The organism is Bacillus coreaensis, from assembly GCF_050586445.1.
GTDB lineage: Bacteria > Bacillota > Bacilli > Bacillales > Cytobacillaceae > Robertmurraya_A > Robertmurraya_A coreaensis.
The window spans coordinates 121,377-136,888 of the sequence record NZ_JBOCCY010000007.1 but is presented as its reverse complement, the minus strand read 5'-3'; the positions used below and the strand labels follow the sequence as shown (position 1 = coordinate 136,888).

At 34.8% G+C, this 15,512-nt stretch carries 18 protein-coding genes and 1 pseudogene; 12 read left to right on the top strand and 7 right to left on the bottom strand.

The window, feature by feature from the left end; translation table 11 throughout:
- The first annotated feature begins 13 nt into the window (after positions 1 to 13).
- Together ACQ5H4_RS13100 and ACQ5H4_RS13095 are read left to right on the top strand one after the other, a co-directional pair.
- A complete protein-coding gene (locus ACQ5H4_RS13100; RefSeq protein WP_430775372.1) occupies positions 14 to 484 on the top strand; it encodes a hypothetical protein in 471 nt (156 codons plus the stop codon).
- 112 nt (positions 485 to 596) lie between these two features.
- A complete protein-coding gene (locus ACQ5H4_RS13095; RefSeq protein WP_430775371.1) occupies positions 597 to 1,418 on the top strand; it encodes a DUF2935 domain-containing protein in 822 nt (273 codons plus the stop codon).
- Between the two features lie 51 nt (positions 1,419 to 1,469).
- Here ACQ5H4_RS13095 and ACQ5H4_RS13090 read toward each other — a convergent pair whose 3' ends face one another.
- The 4 genes and pseudogenes from ACQ5H4_RS13090 to ACQ5H4_RS13075 all read right to left on the bottom strand — a co-directional run.
- Positions 1,470 to 2,306, bottom strand: coding sequence for a class I SAM-dependent methyltransferase (locus tag ACQ5H4_RS13090; RefSeq protein ID WP_430775369.1), 837 nt, complete (start codon positions 2,304 to 2,306; stop codon positions 1,470 to 1,472).
- A gap of 214 nt (positions 2,307 to 2,520) precedes the next feature.
- On the bottom strand, positions 2,521 to 3,429 hold the full coding sequence (locus ACQ5H4_RS13085; protein WP_430775368.1) for a permease: 909 nt from the start codon (positions 3,427 to 3,429) through the stop codon (positions 2,521 to 2,523).
- A 30-nt stretch (positions 3,430 to 3,459) separates the two neighbouring features.
- Positions 3,460 to 3,906, bottom strand: a complete 447-nt coding sequence (locus tag ACQ5H4_RS13080) for a MarR family winged helix-turn-helix transcriptional regulator (protein WP_430775366.1) — start codon at positions 3,904 to 3,906, stop codon at positions 3,460 to 3,462.
- Positions 3,907 to 4,031: 125 nt separating this feature from the next.
- A pseudogene (locus ACQ5H4_RS13075) lies at positions 4,032 to 4,193 on the bottom strand (ATP-binding protein); the annotation flags it as partial.
- Between the two features lie 186 nt (positions 4,194 to 4,379).
- On the opposite strand from ACQ5H4_RS13075, the gene ACQ5H4_RS13070 reads away from it, so the two are divergent.
- The 3 genes from ACQ5H4_RS13070 to ACQ5H4_RS13060 all read left to right on the top strand — a co-directional run bounded on the left by ACQ5H4_RS13070 (position 4,380) and on the right by ACQ5H4_RS13060 (position 5,688).
- Positions 4,380 to 4,796 carry an SRPBCC family protein gene (locus tag ACQ5H4_RS13070; protein ID WP_430775365.1) on the top strand — a complete coding sequence of 139 codons (417 nt, stop codon included), beginning with the start codon at positions 4,380 to 4,382 and terminating at the stop codon, positions 4,794 to 4,796.
- A complete protein-coding gene (locus tag ACQ5H4_RS13065) occupies positions 4,796 to 5,119 on the top strand; it encodes an ArsR/SmtB family transcription factor (protein ID WP_430775364.1) in 324 nt (107 codons plus the stop codon). Before ACQ5H4_RS13070 ends, ACQ5H4_RS13065 begins: the two co-directional genes overlap by 1 nt.
- Positions 5,120 to 5,283: 164 nt before the next feature.
- Positions 5,284 to 5,688 carry a hypothetical protein gene (locus ACQ5H4_RS13060; RefSeq protein ID WP_430775363.1) on the top strand — a complete coding sequence of 135 codons (405 nt, stop codon included), beginning with the start codon at positions 5,284 to 5,286 and terminating at the stop codon, positions 5,686 to 5,688.
- Positions 5,689 to 5,729: 41 nt separating this feature from the next.
- Here ACQ5H4_RS13060 and ACQ5H4_RS13055 read toward each other — a convergent pair whose 3' ends face one another.
- Genes ACQ5H4_RS13055 through ACQ5H4_RS13045 form a run of 3 tightly spaced genes read right to left on the bottom strand, consistent with a single transcriptional unit; the run spans position 5,730 to position 8,095 of the window.
- Complete coding sequence (locus ACQ5H4_RS13055; RefSeq protein ID WP_430775362.1) at positions 5,730 to 6,452, bottom strand: glycosyltransferase family 2 protein; 723 nt, start codon at positions 6,450 to 6,452, stop codon at positions 5,730 to 5,732.
- Between the two features lies 1 nt (position 6,453).
- Complete coding sequence (locus ACQ5H4_RS13050) at positions 6,454 to 7,257, bottom strand: glycosyltransferase family 2 protein (RefSeq protein ID WP_430775360.1); 804 nt, start codon at positions 7,255 to 7,257, stop codon at positions 6,454 to 6,456.
- 49 nt (positions 7,258 to 7,306) lie between these two features.
- Positions 7,307 to 8,095 (bottom strand): glycosyltransferase family 2 protein, encoded by a 789-nt coding sequence (locus ACQ5H4_RS13045; RefSeq protein WP_430775359.1) that lies wholly within the window; start codon positions 8,093 to 8,095, stop codon positions 7,307 to 7,309.
- A 282-nt stretch (positions 8,096 to 8,377) separates the two neighbouring features.
- On the opposite strand from ACQ5H4_RS13045, the gene ACQ5H4_RS13040 reads away from it, so the two are divergent.
- The 7 genes from ACQ5H4_RS13040 (at position 8,378) to ACQ5H4_RS13010 (ending at position 15,503) form a co-directional block, all read left to right on the top strand.
- Positions 8,378 to 9,733 carry a glycosyltransferase family 4 protein gene (locus tag ACQ5H4_RS13040; protein ID WP_430775358.1) on the top strand — a complete coding sequence of 452 codons (1,356 nt, stop codon included), beginning with the start codon at positions 8,378 to 8,380 and terminating at the stop codon, positions 9,731 to 9,733.
- A gap of 20 nt (positions 9,734 to 9,753) precedes the next feature.
- Positions 9,754 to 10,488: a GT-D fold domain-containing protein gene (locus tag ACQ5H4_RS13035; RefSeq protein ID WP_430775357.1), complete on the top strand. Its 735-nt coding sequence runs from the start codon at positions 9,754 to 9,756 to the stop codon at positions 10,486 to 10,488.
- A gap of 87 nt (positions 10,489 to 10,575) precedes the next feature.
- A complete protein-coding gene (locus tag ACQ5H4_RS13030) occupies positions 10,576 to 11,349 on the top strand; it encodes a GT-D fold domain-containing glycosyltransferase (RefSeq protein WP_430775356.1) in 774 nt (257 codons plus the stop codon).
- A gap of 138 nt (positions 11,350 to 11,487) precedes the next feature.
- Positions 11,488 to 12,783 (top strand): nucleotide sugar dehydrogenase, encoded by a 1,296-nt coding sequence (locus ACQ5H4_RS13025; protein WP_430775355.1) that lies wholly within the window; start codon positions 11,488 to 11,490, stop codon positions 12,781 to 12,783.
- Positions 12,780 to 13,757, top strand: coding sequence for an NAD-dependent epimerase/dehydratase family protein (locus ACQ5H4_RS13020; RefSeq protein WP_430775354.1), 978 nt, complete (start codon positions 12,780 to 12,782; stop codon positions 13,755 to 13,757). The genes ACQ5H4_RS13025 and ACQ5H4_RS13020 overlap by 4 nt, the downstream gene beginning before the upstream one ends.
- Positions 13,754 to 14,677, top strand: coding sequence for an NAD-dependent epimerase/dehydratase family protein (locus tag ACQ5H4_RS13015; protein WP_430775353.1), 924 nt, complete (start codon positions 13,754 to 13,756; stop codon positions 14,675 to 14,677). Before ACQ5H4_RS13020 ends, ACQ5H4_RS13015 begins: the two co-directional genes overlap by 4 nt.
- Before the next feature lie 52 nt (positions 14,678 to 14,729).
- A complete protein-coding gene (locus tag ACQ5H4_RS13010; RefSeq protein WP_430775506.1) occupies positions 14,730 to 15,503 on the top strand; it encodes a glycosyltransferase family 2 protein in 774 nt (257 codons plus the stop codon).
- The last annotated feature ends 9 nt before the right edge of the window (positions 15,504 to 15,512 follow it).

The window sequence follows — 15,512 nt, the reverse complement described above, 5'->3', positions numbered from 1 at the left end:
AAGAAGGATGCTGATGGCTTTGAAGAAATTTAATTTGTATATAGCTCTTCTTTTTATACTACCTTGGTTGTCAGTCCCTTTGATTGGCGGAAAGACAGTAAAAAGGTTTCTTCCGGGTGCCAGTTTTATCTCACTTTATCTCATAATCGAAGGAATGGTTGCACAGAGAAGAAAATGGTGGTGGTTTCCATCTAATCTCAAACCCAATGTACTTAATGAATTGCCACTCATTCTCGGACCATTTTTCGTTGGTTCCATTTGGATATTAAAATATACTTTCGGGAAATTCAAACTGTACTTTATTGTTAATATCATTGTTGATTCATTGTTTACTTATGGAATGATGCGAGGGTTTCGAAAAATGGGATATGTTACTCTTGTACGATTAAATAGACTACAACTATCCTTTATTTTCTTACTTAAGACAATGGCAATGTACGGTTTTCAAGTCATATACGAAAAATATGTAACACGTTATAGATAGGTCCAACCCGGGTGCTTTCCCGGGTTATTTCATTTGGGAATTAATCGTTCTTACCCATTCTTGTTACTCATAAACTGTAATACTTGAGTTTATTTTTGTAGGGGGTATGAACATGAGCTATGAACCCATTTCAGTTTTTGACGAACACGCTTTTTGGCTTGAGGTATTAGAAGATCACGCCCACTTTATTCACGATTTCTTATCTCCTAGTGAAGTCGAGTATGTAACCACAGCAAAGCAATATATTCAATTATTTCGTGGCTTGCTTTCAAAACTATCTAGCCTCCCAGCGTCAGGATCAGTTTCATCCTCTGAAATGATCACATTCGCAAGAGAAATCTATCCGATTGCCAATCGATATTTTCATTTTGAGGGTCATCTTCAGCGCCTACGCATTGAAAATAAAGTGAACTTGAATTTAACTCCAACCTATTTAAATGGTACACTAGGGGAAAATCAAGAATATTTACGAATGCTAAGGTTTTATGTAAACGGGCAAACCCCTTCCATCCTTCCACTTGTCGACTTAATGGATTTATGGCTTGAAGACCAAGCGGGGCATGCGGCCTTACTCGCTCGAGCACTTGATGGAGTTGAACTGGCACTAGTTACACAAACAAGAGAATACATGCAAATATTCCAGTCGTTCATTGTGAAAAACGAGGCTATTAAAGGATATTTACGATTTACGCCAGAAGGCTTTCCGATACAACTCCAATTTGCAAGAGATGTCGTGATCGCTGTTATCGGGTTTACCAGTTTAGTAGAAAAAATGGTCCAGTTATATAAGGGTGAGGAAGTATTAAATCAGTCCACTTTACGTTTTCTTGAACATCACTTTCCGGAAGCTTGTTATTTCTTAAAAAAGCTGTCGTACTATGTACCTGATATTAATTATCCTACTTGCTCGCTATCAAAACCATCCTTTCGATAGTAAAAATGTCAGCTCCTATTCAACCAATTGAAAAGGAGCTGACTTTTAATTTTACTCTCCCACCAACGCAAACACATTCAATGGTTTGATTTTTCTCCCCTTTACAGCCTCCTCCAATAAAGAAATTTCTGTACGAAGTAGAGAATTCATTTTTCTTGGCATTTTCAAAGAATCGAATTCCGTTTCAAAGGCATGTAAGGTTTGTTGAACCTCCCATTCAGCATCCTGGAGATTCGGGGAATAGATCGAGACCTCGTCCATCACATCCCAACCTCCCTCTTTAAAAGCATGTTCGATATCCTTTCGGGAAAGCAGTGTACGAATGTTACTTATGCTAACTTCTTTAAAACACTCGTACTGCGCCTGAATCAAAGCGGCTAAAAAATGTGGTACTTGTTCGGCTTGCTCCACTCTCGTATCCCATTCTGCAAAGCACAACTTTTTCCCCCAAGGTCTAACCTTTTTCAATATATCAATCAATATATCAGGCGAGCTCATGTACCAGCTACAATGGGAAATAACAATAGCATCAAATTCTTCAACTTTATAGTTTGCAGATAATATATCGAACTCAAAATCTACTTTTACTTGCTTGCCTAATTTTGATTTTTTTAAATAGGCCATGGAGTCACCTAGCGTGATCGGTTCACCATAACTAGGTGAGGCTAGATCAACTCCATGAACCTGACCCTTCTCACCTACCATATACGCTAATACGGCCGTTGTGTCTCCTTGACCACAACCAATTTCAAGAACATGCTCCCCTTCTTTAATCCTCCAAATTTCTGCTAATTTCAGACGATGTTCTGTTTGTATTTTTTGTATTTCCTTGTAAAGAGTGCTTGTTGCCATGCAAGAAACGATAAAGTCTATGGAATGTTCACTCATGTTATTTCCCTCCTTGATTAGTATTCTACCGATATTCTAGGTGCATAAAGATAAGTCCTTTATTTAATACCAAGAAAAAACCTCCTATAATCTAGGAGGCATAAAGTTCAATTTTTCTCTTCACTTTTTTCCTTTTCTTCTTTACAACATGACTCAACTTGTTTGATCCTTTTTTCCAAATAAGCTTTTTAATACGATCATCTTTATACTCACCCTAAATTAAATAAAATAAAAAACCAGATAAAGTGGACATCAACATTACGGATGCGATAAACGCCGCAACAAGCTTTTTTCGAAAAATACTATTCAGTAGGGTCAATTCTGGCAAGCTTGCACCTGCTGAGCTAATCATTAATGCCATGACAGGGCCGAGTGCCATCCCCTTCAATATCATGACTTGTGAAATAGGAATCATAGTAGAAAGTCGGATATATAAAGGAATTCCAATGATCGCAGCGATCGGTACTAACCACCAGTCGTCAGCCCCCATGTAAGCGGTGATCCATTCAGTCGGTACAAGCCCGTGAATAACTGCCCCAATAGCAGCACCAATTAACAAGAATGGATAAACCGTCTTCATGAGCTGAAGGGTTTCTAATAGCGCTCCTTTCCAGTCTAGTTTTTTATTCGGATCTTTAAATCCAGTCATAATGACATTTTTCACCTGATTCTCAAAACCAAGTTTTTCTAGGCTGAAGCCAATCGCTACTGATAAAATGCTTGTTAACAATGTGTAAACAATGGCTACCTTCCAACCGAGTGTAGCTGTCATTAACGTCAAAATTGTTGGATCTAATACGGGAGATGCAAATAAAAAGATCATGACCGTACCAAAACGCACCTTTTTATTTAATAAATTCACCACAACCGGAATGGTCGAGCAAGAGCAAAAAGGAGTGACGAAGGCAAACACAAGGGCAATCAATGCACTAACTAGCGGGTGGCTGCGCTCCATCATTTTCTCCATTTTTTCATAAGGGATATAGCCTTGTAGGACGTTAATTAAAAAAGAAATCCCTACAAATAAGACGGTTAATTCTAGTGCAATACTTAAAAAACTCTTTACTAATTCTTCCACAATTCTCCACCTCGTTTTTATTTGTAAAATGCAACTATATTTCATTAAAAAATATAAGCAAGATCGTTGACCTGCTTATATGTATGGCTTACAACATACCGAGGATTTAGACATGGCCTCATTTAATAATTTAATGGATCGAATCACTGTGTCTTTTTCAAATTCATTCATATGAGAAAATATTTCTTGTAAGTATTCGTTCATTTCCGTATCAATTGAGGTAGAAACAAACTTTCCTTCTGTTGTTAGGGATAAAACATATACTCTTTTGTCTTCAGGCAACTGTTGCTTTTTTACTAATCCTATCTTTGTTAAGTTCTGTATCTGCCGACTAAATGTTGTCACATCGATCCCTAGTGAGTCAGCGACTTGCTGAACACTCGGATTGTTTTGCTTGTCAATTTCGTGGATGATATGACTCTGGACTATGGAAATTTCCATTCCTCCTACTAAGCAACAGTTTTTATTTAACATACCAAATCGTCTCGTTAACAACTGGAATAAATCACGTAAATTTTCCAATATTTTCACCTCTCTTTATTTATATCATATTATTTGCAAAATGCAACTATTTATTTTAAAAAGAACTTCTTAAAAAGAAGTTCTTCCACCCTTATTATTCACACAAATAAATGGGCTGTTCTAGATCATAAAGACAATTTTTCTTTAGGCAGAGCAATAGTTACTTTAAATAAGTCTCCGTCCACGTCAATCGAAAGGCTTCCTCCATGAAGATCAACAATTGATTGGGCGATCGCTAATCCAAGGCCAGTTCCCCTACTTTCTAGCAGCTTTCTTCTCTTTTTATAGTAAACAGTAAATCTTAACATTCGACCATTAAAAATCTTAAGAATTTCTTAACTCATTCTTTATTTTAAACGATTTGGAAATAATAAGGGTACTTAATAAAAGATAGTTGACATGTAACCAAAAGGTTTCGTATAATCACAATAAGAAACCTTTTGGTTACATATCATTTAAAAGGATGGGGAAAAATGAAAGTTCAAGATATTCGAAAAACAACAGTGTTTCAGGCACCAATTCAAAAAGTATGGAATGCAGTTGCAACTGCAGATGGAATTTCTTCTTGGTTTATGCCGAATGACTTTCAACAGGTAGTTGGGAGTGAGTTTACCATTCAGTCACCATTTGGTCCAAGTCCTTGCAAAGTGTTAGAACTAGAACCGCCACACCGCCTCGTTTTTTCTTGGGGGACAGATGGATGGGTGGTTACATTTGAGTTAAAAGAGTTGGACGAAAAGACTGAGTTTACCCTTGTTCATTCTGGCTGGGGAGACACAGAGGAAGTTATTCCATTAGCTAATGAAACGCATCAAGTTATTCGTGATCGCATGAATGGCGGATGGGGACCTCTTGTTGATGTGAAACTGCGCGGGGTTATTGAGGCGTAATGTCCGCTGTCAAAAAACACGATGTGTTTCAGGCAATTGCTGACCCTACAAGAAGAAAAATATTAATGCTTCTCGCAAAGCAAGATTTATCAGTAACTGCGATCAGCGAAGAATTTCCGATCACTCGAACAGCGGTATCTAAACATCTCCGAATATTATCCGAATCCAATCTTGTCGGTATGACCAAGACAGGACGAGAAAAAATTTACAAGCTTCACCCAGAAACCTTTACAGAAATCAAAGATTGGTTAAGCTATTTTGATCAATTTTGGGATAATAAGCTTTCAATGCTTAAATATCTTATTGAAGAACAGGAAAAGTAGCAAAAAAGAGTACATACGCATGTACTCTTTTTAGTGTTCTAAGATCTGTTAAACGAATAATCATTCGATAGTTCCCAGGTTTAACCTATTTCTGGGGAGTAGCCCTGACATTTTTGATTTTGTATGAATATAGTACAAATATAATAGTGAGGAAGGTGAAAAATATGGGTTTCAAAAAGAAAAAACCTTATAAAGTTGATGTTGATTTTGATATGAAAAAATGTCATGAGGATCATAAAGATAAACCTTGTAAATTAGAAATCGAGGTTGAAGTGGAAGTTGATATAAAAGATCATAGCCATAAACATAAAGATAAATGTAAAGATAAACATGATTGCGACTGTAAAGACGATTGCTTATGTAATCTTTTAAAGAAGTTTGAAGGCCAAGAAGTTTCAATAAAAACAAAATCGGGGGATTTTATTGAAGGAATATTAAAAGAAGTAAAAGATTGCTGCGTAAAAATTATTGAGCCGGGTATGCTATCTCCAAAAGTTAATGAAAGACTAACTGTTGTTCGTTGTAAAGACATTGAAAGCTTCACAGTTGAGTTGTTAACTGATAAATAAAAGCAAAAGTTAGGCTCATGTTAATGGGCCTAACTTTTTTATTATGAAGGACTAATTTGAGAGAGTAAATTCTTAAAATAACTGCCTTTCGAAACTAGTCGACTTCTTTTTTTTAGCAAGTAATCTTTTACGTCTGAACTATGATAATGAGAATATGGGTAGCGAATGTATGCAAAATGATGTCTCGAAGTAGAATACATTAAAATATCATTTTTTAAACATTCTTGTTGGAAATTGGAATCTTCTCCTAGATTCAGGCTAGGAAATGTAACGTGTTTGAATACGTCTTTGTTAATTACAAGTGATGCTCCGGCTAAGAAATCCTTTGTGGAGTAATGTTTATGTGGATTGATAAAACGTTGTTCGTTATTACAATTATATAAGTATAAGCTCTTTTCTTGTTGAAAATAAATATAGAACGTAGACTTACCTACAACCATCGCTTTTGTGTTTTCGATTACATTCATAGCCTCATTAATATAATATGGACCATAAAAATCATCATCATCGAATTTGGCTATTGTTTTATACTTTGAACATTCAACACCATAATTCAAACAATCTCCTAAGCTAGTATATTGAGGAAGCTGAACAATCTTAATGTTTCTGTCTAAAACCGATCGTCTTTTCCATTTATCAACATCCATACTATCTTTGTTTAATATAATTATTAATTCTTTTTCCTTGTAATCTTGTTTTTGATAATTTTTAAATACATTGTCCATACATTCATCTCTTACTGTACAAGTAATAATGGAAGCCACTCTATTTTTCCCCGTCTTTTTCTTTTAATTGTTCTACAACAACCCAACCATCATCAATAGTTTTAAATATAGGTTCATACGTATCTCCCCATCGTTTTAACGCCTGTCTAATTACCCATTTCATTTTATCTGCAACAATTTCAATATTTGTGGTGGACATTTCTGTATGCTGTCGATAGTAGTACAATGTTTTATCAGTATAATGAAATTGATATTTTTCTATAAGATGTAACATAACTGGCAAATCCTCAATATATCTTCCCTCATAAGGATCATTCGTAGGCCATCCACCTATTTCTTTTACAGTAGAGGTTCGATAAAACCGTGGACAAATAAATGTATCTGGATATTCAAGTACAAAATGATATCTGTCTTTAATTGGTTGCCCCTTCTTTATAACCTCCTTTAAAATAGTACCTTTTTTATCTTGAAACACTGCCGTAATATTTCCATGTACTACTGCGAAAGTATCTGGTAAACTCCTTGCCTCATTCACGAAAATATTTAACGCGTCCGGATGCAGCCAATCATCACTATCTAATGTCATAACAAAAGGTGTATCGACTAAATCCAACCCCTTATTTAAACTTTTTGATTGACCTTCGTTTTTATGAGATTTGATAAGAGTTATTCTCGAATCATTCAAAAAAGGAGCGACGCTTTGAACAGATTGATCCGTTGAACCATCATCGATTAAAATCATTTTCCAATTTTGATAAGTTTGCTTACAAACACTTTCTAATGCATAACACAGATACTGTTCTCGATTATAGAATGGTACTAATACTGTGACTTCAGGTACCATCGGAAACACCTCCATGAGATGAATAAACATACTTTTAACATCCATTTTTTTAAATTAGATCAACAAGATAATTCCATCCATCTTCATCATAATAAAAGACAGGCTCGAGTTCATATCCCCACCTATCCAGCGCATCTCTTATTGCCCACTCACGAATTTCAGCAGTTCTTTTTCGTTGTTTATTTGACAAATTATTTTCGTGCTCTCGACATTTATAAAGACATTGATCAATCCAGTGAAATCGGTACCGATCGATTAATCTTAACAATAAACGTAAATCATCAATTCCATGGCAGCCCTCATATGGATCATCAATTGGCCAACCACCTATTTCCTTTAACGCAGTTGTACGACAAAATCGAGGCCATACTACCTGATTAGCAAAAAGGAATTCAATTTTGTCAGAAAAGGCTTTCCCTTTCCTTTCAATAACCCTTTTAATTCGTCCTTGTCTATCTTCCACAACCATCTGTAAATTCCCGCTAACAACAGCCACTTCATTAGGCTGATTTTCAAACTCTTCTATTAATGTCTGAAGCGTGTTAGGAAATAACCAATCATCACTATCCAATTCTAGTATATATGGTGTATCAACAAGCGATAATGCTTTATTTAAGCTTTTTGATTTACCCAGATTTTTATGATTACTTATAATTTGAATTCTCGGATCACTTAAAAGATCTTTAATCGTTTCTATACTCCTATCCGTTGAACCATCATCAATCAAAATTAACTTCCAATCTTTATACGTTTGAGCAAACACAGTTTCTAATGTTTCCCTTAAATAATCCTGCCGATTATAAAAAGGAACTAAAATAGTGGCTTGACTATCGGTCATTCAAACCCCTCCTAAGGTAGTTACTCATATTTTATTGAAAACAAGATAAACTTGTGAGTGTTTAAAAGCAAGATTAAAAATAAAAAGTCTTAAAAACGAACGCATGTCTAGTTCCCTCCAATTTCAAACTACATAGAATAAAAAGACTACGCTTGAAAAAATATTTAGATATCGGTTAAATCAACGGATAATTGATTTCTAATATCAATTATCGACCCAGCTATTAGAGGCAACATTATTCGTAACAGTCTAAGAAAATAGTGAAAAGAAAGGTACTGACATATGAAAATATTATTGGCATACGGATCATATTTACCATTAACAGGAGGAGTATGGACCTATGTTAAGCAACTTGCAAATGGCTTAGAAGGTCAAGGTCATCATGTTGATATTTTAGCTCTCCATCCTGATGATAACTATTACTATCTTCTTAAAAAAGGAACATTCTTCAATAAGAATCAATTAGAAAGAACAATATATAAGAAACTAAAAGAATATTTCGAAAAAAACACCTTAGAGATAGATGATTGGATTATTAGAAAAGAAAGTAAGCGTCATAGTCTAGAGATAGCTGCTTTTCACCTCGGTATAAGTTCATATGATCTTATTCACGCACAAGATGTTGTGACAGCTCATGCCCTATCCCGTGTTAAAGCAATCAATACACCATTGGTTTGTACCATTCATTCGTCACTGACTCAAGAAATTTTTCTAGCTGAAATGAAAAAGAATCCTCAAATTACAAACAGTCAACGATGGAAATATATATCACAATTAGAATCGCTTGGCCCAAATGCATCTGATCATTCCATTCTCCCCTCACACTGGTTGAAGGATCAGATGACACATTTCTCCATACAGTCAGAGATGATGGTTATTCCATATGGCATCGATATTTTAGAATTCCAAAACCAGCAAACAATACTTACAGACATAAATGTTCCAAAGGATAAAAAAATAATCGCATGCTCAGCAAGGCTTATTTTTGAAAAGGGACAATATTCATTACTGCAGGCTTTGGAAAAACTAAAGAAAATTCGTAACGACTGGATTTGCTTATTTATTGGAGACTCATATAAATGGGATGACTTTGGGGACTTTCTTAAGACTGAAGTTAAAAGAAAAAACCTAACAAATAATGTGATCTTTTTAGGAAAAAGAGACGATGTTCCTGCGTTATTAACGAAAGTAGATGTTTTTGTACTCCCTAGTTTGCTTGAAAATTTGCCATTTGTAATTATTGAAGCACAGATTGCTGGGAAACCAATCGTTGCTTCAGACGCTGGTGGGATTCCTGAAATGATAGAACATGGAGAAACAGGTTTGCTTTACCCTCGAGATAACAGTGAAGAACTATGCAATCGTTTAGAAAAAATCCTTTCAGATGAAAAATTACGAGATTATTTAGCCAATAATGCAAAAACCTACGGCTTAACTGCTTGGCATCATATGAAAATGCTCGATTCAACTCTTGAGGTTTATAACAAAGTAAGTACCTTCTATAAATCTCATAAATCCATAGAACAAATTCCATTAGTGAAAGATAACCTTGGAATATTAAAAAAATATTCACTAAACATGCCTAGAAATTACCAAATTCCTGATTCTGCCACTATAAACCCACTTTTCAATAAATAGATATCCTTTGGAGTGATTACATGGAATCAACTAAACATGAGTTTGAACAACGCTTTTTGCGTTTACAAGATGTGTTACAGATGATGAAAGATGCTATCCATAATAAGAAACCTTTTTCGTTAGCACGATTTGGTCATGCTGAAATTTATTATTCTTTATGGCCAACCTCAACTGCTTTCCAAGAAGGACTAGATTATTGCGCACAATACAATGGTGCAACTGCTGAACCAGAAAAGATTAAGGAGTTAGTGATTAGAGCACTTCTATCTACAAAAATTGTTGGACTTCTTTCAAAGGAAGAACATGAGTTCTTTCACAGTGAAACAATTAGGCTTTTAACATCATTAGATTACGAACCAAAGTACGTCTGTTCCCCCTTTATCACACATCCTATGTCAAAGGATATGGGTTTTTGGAACATATTACGCCCTTTAAAAGTTGTATTGGTTGGAAGAAGGTCTCTTGAAGCAAAACCACTGTTTGAAAAAATGGGAGTGAAAATTGTAGGTACGAAACAACTAGAAGGAATCAATCAGATAAGGTCACTACAAAACGAACTAGTCAATAAAAAGGACGAATGGGATGTTGCAATTTTAGCTGCTGGAGTACCTGCAACGATATTGACTAATCAGCTCGCCAAAGCTACAAATAATGTCGTTATTGATTTTGGTCATGCGCTAGATGTCATGATTGACGGAGAAGCTTTTGATTTTGATAAACTTGTTGAGGAATATCGGGATAACATGATTGAATAAAGACACTTTATCACCTTATTAAACTAACAAACATACAAAACATGTTTTTTAAGTTGATTCAAACAATTTTGAGAGAGGGAGGTAAAAATGGGCAATTCTATCCAACTAACCAGTAGTGAACTTTTGGATAAAATCATTGATGCCTTAAACAGGAAACAACCACTATCAGTTGTATCTGTAGGTTATACAGAATCATTTGTCATGGCACAATATGCGATTTTATCTGAAGATGAAATCATGGATGATCCAGAAACAATTGCAGCCAATTCAAATTGCAACTTAGACAGAGGACATTTTCACCGAGGACTAATTTTCCCTAATATACAAGCTCGTGATTTGACTGTCGAAGCCGTTAAAAAGGCTAACATTATTGGTTTAAACTTAAATATTCCTACAGCCGGAAACCTAACAAAAAGGGTTTTTGATTATTATAAGATTTCTCCTGACTATGTTTTTGAGGCATATATTAGACGTGTTATCATGTTCTCCCAACATAGTAAATTCCACCAAATGCTTGCGGGAAGGAAAATCTTAATCATCTGTAATTACGCTGATGAAGTTAAAAGATCACTTGAAAAAAACTTAATGAAAAAGTTAGGTTTCGATATTGTAGGAGCCATAAAAATAAAACAGTTTTCTGATATACCTGAAGTAAAAAAAGAAATTGATTCCTATGATTTTGATCTTTGCCTGCTTGCAGCTGGTACAAACGCACTTATTCTAAGTTCCTATATCGCTACTGAAAGAAGAAAGGTTGCACTTGACCTTGGTCAAGGAATGGAGTCATTAATAACAGGTGAAATCGAAGGTGAATATTGGCTTGATGAAGAAATAGGGCTTAAGAAGTTAATGGATATGTAACTCATAATCAATCAAAATGGTATAAATCTATAATTTCAAGCAATTTTAAAAGAAGATAAGATATGTGCCTAAAGCAGTAGCTTAACTTCAACATATGATACATCGTATGATTATAAGAATAGAAAGGACTGTGTATGTTTGCAAGATTTTGAAGTTAATCAACCTACTGTTACTATTATCGGACTTGGTTTTGTTGGCCTCCCATTAGCAATAAAATTAGTTGAAAAAAACCTGAATGTAATGGGAATCGATGTGGATAAAAGAAAAATATCCCAATTATCAAATGGCGAGAGCTATATACCTGATATATCTAGTTCTCAGCTTCAGGATGCATTAAAAAGTAATAAATTTTATGTATCAAGCGATTATAGCAATATTACCACTTCAAATGCAGTCATTATCTGTGTTCCTACACCTCTTACTACCCATCAAACCCCTGATTTAAGTTATGTAACTGCCGCAGCTAACTCTATAACTCCATATTTACAAGAAGATCAACTTGTCGTTTTAGAAAGTTCTACTTACCCTGGGACAACACGAGAAGTAATTTTACCTATACTTGAGAAAAGCGGTAAAAAAGTAGGTAAAGATATGTATTTAGGCTACTCGCCAGAACGTATTGATCCAGGTAACAAAAGCATGCCAATCGATGAGATTCCTAAGATAGTTAGCGGTATTACAAGTGGTTGCTTAGAAAAAATGTTAAACCTTTATAAATTGATTTATAGAAATGTAGTATCTGTTTCCTCTCCAGAAACAGCAGAAATAACAAAACTTTTAGAGAACACCTATCGATTTATCAATATCTCTTTTATCAATGAATTTGCAACCATCTGTGATAATCTCGGTGTAGATGTTTGGGAAGTAATTAATGCAGCAAAAACAAAGCCATATGGATTTACAGCCTTTTATCCTGGTCCTGGAATCGGTGGTCATTGTATTCCTGTCGATCCATTTTACCTACAATGGAAAATCTCTAATTATGAAATGTCGAGTTTATTTATAACTGCTGCTAGTACTGTTAACAAAACCATTCTGCAACATATTAAAGCAAAAATAAAAGAGAACCTTCAAAAGCCAATGAATGAATCTTCTATTTTACTATATGGGATGACTTATAAAAAAGATATTAGTGATATTCGAGATTCACAATCAGTTGAACTATTTAAGTGCCTTCTTGATACAAACAAAAGTGTACTTTATCACGACCCTTATGTTCCTACGTTAAAAATTGATGGTAAAACTTACAATAGCACTGCTTTAACACAAGAAACACTTGGACAAGTGGATTGTGTCGTTATCCTAACAGACCACTCAGAAATACCATTAGATACTATTCTTGAACACTCTTCCTTAGTTTTTGATACAAGAAATGTTGTCAAGGATCGAACAGGAAATGCAACAATTATTAAACTTGGTGGTGGTCGTCCATGAAAATTCTAGTTACTGGTGGAGCTGGTTTTATAGGTTCTCATCTTTGTGAACGGTTAACAAAGATGGGTCATCATCTTACAGTGATTGATAACTTATCAAATGGGAGAAAGTCTTTCCTTGCAACCCTTCCACCTTCGAAGATCCAATTTATTGAAGGTTCTGTAATGGATCGTTCCCTATTAGAGAAGACACTGAAAGATTGTGATTTAGTCTTTCATCTTGCTGCAACACTTGGTGTAAAAAACACCGTTGAAGATCCATTAAAAATTATTCATGGAAATATCGATGGAACCCGAAATGTACTTGAACTAGCCTTTGAAAATAAAATAAAAGTCGTATTTGCTTCTACTTCTGAAGTGTATGGGAAAAATCCGAATTTACCGTTTACTGAGGATTCTGAACGAATACTTGGTTCAGCACAAACAAGTAGATGGTGTTATGCTACTGCAAAAGCACTAGACGAACATATGTGTTTTGCATATGGAATGAAAGGGTTACCTATATCGATCGTTAGATACTTTAATGCCTACGGACCAAGACAAACCTCTTCTCAATATGGAGGAGTAATCCCTAAATTCATTGTAGCTGCACTTAAAAATGAACCTATTACTGTTTTTGGTGACGGTAATCAAACAAGATGCTTCACCTTTATTAGTGATATGATCGATGGTACCGTTGAATGTATGTACCCAAAAGCAAATAACGAAGCCTTTAATATCGGAACGACTGAACAAATCACGATAAATTCATTAGCCCATATGATTAAGGACTTAACAAATTCAAACTCAGATATTATTCATATCCCATACGAACGTGCATATGGATTAGGATATGAAGATACACCCGATCGGTTACCCGATATAAGCAAAGCAGCTAGTACACTTGGTTTCAATCCAAAAGTTTCTTTAGAAAATGGACTTAAACAAACGATTACCTATTATCAAACCGTATTGGGGATAAGTGATTCCGTATGAAAGTTCTTGTAACTGGTGGTTGTGGATTTATTGGGTCACATACCGTTGAGGAATTAATTAAAAAGAACTATGAGGTCATTGTTATTGACAATTTAAGTACTGGAAATAAAACGTGGCTTTCAAAAAACATTAAACTATATGAAACTGACATATTATCTACAAAGATAATAGAGATTTTCCAATGTGAACAACCCGATTTTGTGATTCATCTTGCAGCAAATGTAGATGTAGCAACATCGATGGAGAATCCATTAATGGATGCTACCAACAACATCCTTTCTACGATTAAACTATTACAATGTTGTAAACAATTCGGAGTTAAAAAATTTATTTACGCTTCTTCTTGTGCAGTCTATGGGGAATCTGGAGATTGTAGCATTCACGAAGATTTCCCAATAAGGCCTTTATCATATTACGGCATTTCCAAATACACTCCTGAGTTATATATAAAGCAATTCTCAGACCATAATGACTTATCCTATACAATCTTACGATATGCAAATGTATATGGTCCTAGGCAAACTCCTAAGGGTGAAGGCGGAGTCATATCAATTTTTTACTCTAAGCTTTTTCAACATCAAAGACCTACAATTTATGGTGATGGAAATCAAACGAGAGACTTCATTTTTGTAAAAGATGTGGCAAAAGCAAATGTTATGGCACTCACACGTGGAAATAATGAAATAATTAACATCAGCTGTAATAGTAAAACAAGTATCAATACCCTATATAAATACATTACAGAAATCATACCCATGGATATCGAACCTATATACTCTCCTGTACGATCGGGAGATATTCTTTATAGCCAACTAGATAATCAAAAAGCCATATCATTATTATCCTGGTTTCCCCAGACTAATTTAAAAGATGGATTAGAAATAACTTCTAGTTACTATAATAACTTGTTTAAAGATTAAGGTGTCAGGCATAGCGCCTGACACCTAAAAGAAGGTGAAAGATTTGAGCAAAGTGACAGTAATAATTCCGTTTTTTAACCCCGGAAATTACTTAAAAGATGCAATAGAATCTATCTTTTCGCAAACTTTTGATAAATGGAACCTACTTTTAATCAATGATGCATCTACTGATAATAGTTTATCAATCATTCAATCCTATTTAGATAACGAAAAAATAAACCTTTTACATAATCAAAAAAATCTCGGACAATCCAAATCACTAAATATTGGACTAAGCTTCGTAAATACTCCTTTTATTATTACGTTAGATGCAGATGATTGGTTTCCCCAAAATACTCTTGAAGTTTTAGTTGGTAAGATGGAAAACATCTCGAGTAAAGTAGCTGTCATGGGAGGTAATATTAATATAGTGACACAAAGGAGAAACCGTGTTAAAACTAGAATTATTAAAGGCAGAGATTTTTCAGATCAATATGATTTTCTCATATCAAACCAATCTGTTTGGCCAAGATTTTATCGGACGACTGCACTAAAAGATGTTGGAGGATGGCCAGTAGATGATCCCTGGGACGGTCGTCATGCGGAAGATATCCGAATTCTCACTCGTCTGCTAGAAAATAATTACCAAATTGGCTGGGCTAATGACACTTTATTGAATCATAGAAGACATCAACACAACCAAACTAATAATCTATCTTTATACGGTGAGGTATATGAATGGATTGTTCGAGATAACTTAAATCGCTGGGGAAATAAATTTAAACCTGACTTTATTGAGTATGAAAACGGATGGAAGCATCTTAAACAATTAATTCCTATAAGATAAGGCCCCTTA